The sequence below is a fragment of the Bacteroidota bacterium genome, from assembly GCA_034723125.1.
GTDB lineage: Bacteria > Bacteroidota > Bacteroidia > CAILMK01 > JAAYUY01 > JAYEOP01.
Genome location: JAYEOP010000073.1, coordinates 1 through 5,124 on the forward strand (window position 1 = coordinate 1; position 5,124 = coordinate 5,124).

At 25.6% G+C, this 5,124-nt stretch carries 9 protein-coding genes; all 9 read right to left on the reverse strand.

Features of this window, described 5'->3' with window-relative positions:
- The coding region (locus U9R42_02250; protein MEA3494835.1) for a DUF4421 family protein at positions 1 to 924 on the reverse strand (924 nt) is incomplete at its 3' end.
- Positions 925 to 957: 33 nt separating this feature from the next.
- Positions 958 to 1,272 carry a LapA family protein gene (locus U9R42_02255; protein ID MEA3494836.1) on the reverse strand — a complete coding sequence of 105 codons (315 nt, stop codon included), beginning with the start codon at positions 1,270 to 1,272 and terminating at the stop codon, positions 958 to 960.
- A gap of 104 nt (positions 1,273 to 1,376) precedes the next feature.
- The gene (locus tag U9R42_02260) at positions 1,377 to 1,490 is read right to left on the reverse strand and encodes a phosphotransferase (GenBank protein MEA3494837.1); all 114 of its coding nucleotides are present in this window, start codon (positions 1,488 to 1,490) and stop codon (positions 1,377 to 1,379) included.
- Between the two features lie 21 nt (positions 1,491 to 1,511).
- The gene (locus U9R42_02265; protein ID MEA3494838.1) at positions 1,512 to 2,069 is read right to left on the reverse strand and encodes a hypothetical protein; all 558 of its coding nucleotides are present in this window, start codon (positions 2,067 to 2,069) and stop codon (positions 1,512 to 1,514) included.
- 28 nt (positions 2,070 to 2,097) lie between these two features.
- Entirely contained in the window at positions 2,098 to 2,385 is a 288-nt protein-coding gene (locus U9R42_02270; GenBank protein MEA3494839.1) for a LapA family protein, read from the reverse strand.
- A 14-nt stretch (positions 2,386 to 2,399) separates the two neighbouring features.
- A complete protein-coding gene (locus U9R42_02275) occupies positions 2,400 to 3,236 on the reverse strand; it encodes a mechanosensitive ion channel (GenBank protein ID MEA3494840.1) in 837 nt (278 codons plus the stop codon).
- 52 nt (positions 3,237 to 3,288) lie between these two features.
- Entirely contained in the window at positions 3,289 to 4,119 is an 831-nt protein-coding gene (locus tag U9R42_02280) for a hypothetical protein (protein ID MEA3494841.1), read from the reverse strand.
- 11 nt (positions 4,120 to 4,130) lie between these two features.
- Entirely contained in the window at positions 4,131 to 4,334 is a 204-nt protein-coding gene (locus U9R42_02285; GenBank protein ID MEA3494842.1) for a hypothetical protein, read from the reverse strand.
- Between the two features lie 11 nt (positions 4,335 to 4,345).
- Positions 4,346 to 4,927, reverse strand: a complete 582-nt coding sequence (locus U9R42_02290; protein MEA3494843.1) for an RNA polymerase sigma factor — start codon at positions 4,925 to 4,927, stop codon at positions 4,346 to 4,348.
- Positions 4,928 to 5,124: the final 197 nt, after the last annotated feature.

Sequence of the window (5,124 nt, forward strand, 5' to 3'; positions counted from 1 at the left end):
CATAAAAAAATTATCTCCGTTGTATCCCACACTTGAATTTATTTCCATCATTGCATTTATGCTATTTTCTTTTTGAAAAATGCCTGACCCAAATGACATTTTTTGATAACCACTACCTAACATAATCATTGGTGAAAAATAAAACCTTTTATTAATTATAAAGTTATAAGCATAGCCTCCAAGAATATCTAATGAATATTGCTCTATTTTATTAATTTCATTGATTTTAGAAAAATCATTTTTTGCTTTAAATGAAATAATATTTGAATCATTTTCCAATGACATAAAATGTGCATCACAACCGATAAAAAGAGAACCAGCACTTTTTAACTGCTTTTCAGATTGTTTCTCAAAAAGATATTTTGAAAATTTATTATTACTAAATACGTAATATGCTTTTAGTCCATAACTTGTGAACTTTAAGCTATTCTCAAATTCATGAATTTCATTTTTATCGATTATTGTTCCATTAGGTAAAGAATTGATATAAAATCCTTTATAATTTTTATAGAAAAATTGTAATGTATATTTTCGAGGTCTAAAATATAAACTTAAATCATAATATTTTGTACTTCCGTATTTTAATTCATCTTTTTGTGTGCCGGGAATATTTGCTAGCAATTTGAGTTGTAAGTTTCTGTAAGTTACTCCAACACCTGTGCTTAACATTGTATTTGCTTTATATTTCAAAGGAATATCTCTTATTGAACCTGACAAAAATGATGTAGAAAATCCTTGAGAGGCAAAAATCGGTTTAATTGAATATTTAGTAGGGAATTCTTTAATATAATTAGTGTCAATGTTTTTTGAATCATTGTCTGATATAATTTCAAGAACAGCAATTGCTTTCTGAAATAAATTGCTTTGAGGAAATGCAACAATTGGTAAAAATAAAAGTATGGTACTTATTAAATTTCTTTTCATATTTGAAAACAATGCTAAAATTATTTATTCCTTCTACTCATCTTCGTTTTCATCAATTCCTTCTTTGCTTTCTTCAAGCATTTTATTAGTGCTTTTTAAGTTTTCAATTGTTGATTCCAGTTTTGAGATTTTTCGTTTTGTATTTTTACTATTAATAATTTCAGGTAGAAAAAGGATTAATCCAATAATAACTCCTACGCCTAAAGTTAAAATAATAAGTACAGCCATTGATGTTTCGTATTCTTTTCCTAAGAAGCCAAATATTATTTCGTTTGAATTATTAAGTGTAACGATAACAACCAAAAGCAAAATAATAAGTGCCAAAATGATAGAAATTATTTTTTTCATAAGTAAGTATTTTATAATTAACCAATTATTTTAAATAGCAAAAGTACATAAAAACAACTGTAACCTTTTAAAATTCGAATTAGAATTAATGTCAAAATATAAAATTAAAAATGTTTTGTGTCAAAAATATGCATCCTGCATCTTGCATCCTGCATCCTGCATCCTGTATCCTGTATCATGCATCCTGCATCCTGCATCCTGTATCCTGTATCATGCATCCTGCATCCTGCATCCTGTTTCTATTTCTTCTTCCTCATCAAGGTACTTGCTTTTTCAAATGTATTTTTTATAGACTCTGTTACATTTTTAAATCCGCTTTGAATATTATTTTGCCATTCATCTCCATGCTCCTCTTTAAGATTACGGATTTTTCCAATAACGTCTTCTTTTCTTTTGTTCAGTTCACTAATTTGCTTGTCAAACTCTTTTTTTGCATCACCGGCAAAATTTTTAGACTTATCAGTTAAATTTGTTATTGTATCATCAATTTCTTCCATCCATTCGTCAACTCTTAATCTTTCGGTAATAGTGGGACTTTTAATTTTATTTATAGCCTCCTCAAGATCGCTTTTCTTTTTATCCCAATCAGTAGCTGTTGCAGCTTGAAATGCATCATATTTTGATTTCAGAAATTTTGTATCTTTTACTAAATCTTTATCTTTCTTTTTTAATTCATTAATCTTTTCATTAAGTTTTTCAATCTCTTTGGCAATTTTAACTTGAGATTCTAATAAATTAGAAAGGATTTTGTTTGATTTTGCGGCAATTTCTACTTCATAAAATTTTTTTTCTTTCATAATATAATTTTTTAATTGTTAACTAATTTTATTCTTTAAACTCACCAAGATCTGATGACTGTTTAATGTCTTTTAAATTTTTAATTTCCTTTTTTATTCTTTTAAATTGCTTTTTGTGATGCAATATTGTTGGTAATAATGAAAATGAACCTACAAGAATACCTACCATAAATGTTAAAAACAAAACCAAAGCTAATGAACTATGTGCTGTAAAAAAGATTAAACTTACATCAATACTTTTTGAATTTTGTAATGTAAAAATAATTACGATAATTAGTAATAATAGTGTAATAATAATGTATAATGTTTTTTTCATAATATATTATTTTGTTAAAATAAATCTTTTTTTACATGAACATCTTGTTGTGGAAATGGAATAGTAATCTTGTTTTCCCTAAACTTTTTATCAATCTCGAATCTTAGTTGGCTTTTAATATTTTCAACTCTAAAAGATTGTTTTGACCAAAAGAATATCTGAAAATCAAGTGAAGAATTACCGAAATTATTAAATCTTATAAATGGCTCGGGAGAAGATGAAATATCTTTATTTGCTTTTGCTACGTCAATTAGTATTTCTGAAACAAGCTCTACATCCGAACCGTAAGCTACTCCCACCTCAACATTAAATCTTGTTTGCTCTTCAATATGTGACCAGTTAATAACATTATCATTAATAAAACTTGAGTTAGGAATTATCATTGAAATATTATCTCTTGTTTTTATTTTTGATGTTCTCAATCCAATACTTACAACTCTTCCTACAACGTTATTTTCAATTTGCACAACATCATTTACTTTTAAATTGCCTTCAAACAAAAGGAAAAAACCTGATATTAAATCTTTAAATATATCTTGTAACCCAAACCCAATTCCAACCAGCAAGGCTGCTGAACCAGCAACAAGGATTGTAACCTTGATGCCAAGAGTTTCAAGAGTTAAAGCTATTAAAATTACCCAGATAATATATTTAATTATATGAAAAACAGAGTTTGAAGTACCGTAATCAATTTTATTATTGGTAACCTGCTTGTTAAATATTTTTTTTATTACTCTTATGGTAAATATACCTAAAATCAATATTATCAAAACAGTAAAAACACTGTACAGATTAATATCTACCGTTTTTGTATCAATAAAATTGTATTCAACTACTTCTTTAAATGTCATTTTACTTAGTTCAGTTTTTCATAATAAATTATCATTTCATTGTATTTTAGAATTATTTATCAATAATTTCTACCTTTTCATTAATAAGTTTCTTTAAAGGAAGCACAATCCTGCTTTTCTTAGTTTTCAAAATTACATGAATTTTATCAATCTGCAAAATTTCACCTTTAACATCATCAATTATTATATATTGTCCTACTTCAAAATTGTGTTTACTGTAAAATCCTGCTAAAATATTTGTAAGTACTTCTTTTGATGAGATGCTGAAAGCAATTGCAAAAGTTAAGAACAAAATACCTAAAATTATTGTGATATTTGATGAAATTATATCTGTATTAACACCTGCTTGCTTTATTGCTGTAAGTGTAACAATAATTATTATCACATAAAATGCTATTTCACTTAAAAGTTTCCCTGATGAAAGTTCAAAAGAACTTAATGTTCCATCTATAAGTTTTTTTACAAAATTTGCAATATAAAAACCAACTATAAATATTAAAATTGCAGCAAATAGATTTGGTAAATAAGTAATAAGTAATGTTATTTCCTGTGAAACAACTGTCCATCCTAATGTTTCTGTTGCTGTTACAAAAAAAACAAGAAGTACAACCCAGTAAACAAATTTTGAGATTATTTTTGAAGGACTGATTTTAATTTTGAACTTTGCCAATATTTCAGAAGTATTGGTTTTGTCAGCAAAACTATCAAACTTAATTACTTTTAATGCTTTGTTAGTAAAAAATGAAATAAGTTTTGAAATAAGCCACCCTAATATCAGTAATAATATTGCACCCAAAATATTGGGTAAATAACTCATAATGTTTTCTCCAAATGATTTTAATGATTCAAAGAATATCTCCGACCAATTTATTAATTTTTCCATAACACTTTAATTTAATTTAATTTATAAGATTTTTTATTATTATTTTCTTTAGCAATAAATAACTCTGAAGCTGTTTCTCCCATTTTGACAGTAAATAAGTCAAAAATATTAGTAAGTAACTGAGAAAAATGAATACTCCTCATTAGCTTATCTTTCACTTCATCAGGTATTTTCTCCTGAGATTCTATTTTCTTAAATGGATTATTTTTTTTCATAGTTAATTTATCTATTTGTATAGTTTTTTAACAAAATTCTTTTTATAAATTTCAAAAACACTATCTCTTGCTCTTTTTAATCTCATTTTAACCGCACTATCTCCAATTTTTAAGCTTTCTCCTATTTCACTTATTTTCATATCATCCTGATATTTCATCAAAAGTATTACTTTATTTTCAATAGTTATTTGCTCCAAAATAATTGATAGCATTTCTGATTTAATTTCAAACAATTTGTTTTCTTCTTTTCCTGCATCAATATCATCAGTATCAATTATCTCATCAACAACTACTTCTGTAGATATTACATTTGTTTTTCTTAAATAATCAATACAAAAATTATAAGTTAATGAAAATAGCCAAGAACTAAACTTAGATTTTCCCTTAAATGATTTTAAATTAATGTATGCTTTTAAAAAAATATCATGCAAGCAATCCTGAGCATTATCTCTATCCTTGACCAAAGAAATAGTTTTGTTATATACTTTTTGAGCATACCTATCGTACAATATTCCAAAATCTGATGTATGATTGTTTATTACAATGTTTTGTACAATCTCTTCATCAGTAATATTTTTGTTTTTTTTATCCAATGTATCTCAAATTTTTTCTTACTTATTTAAGACGTATTAAATTATAAAAGTCACAAATTTGAATTTTAATTTTTCACAAAAATAGTAATAACAAGTAAATATAGCTTTAAATAAAATAAATCTATGCTAATCTTTAAGTACTCAAATTTCGCATTTGAATATAAAGAATTGACATTCTGAAACTTATTAAATGTCGA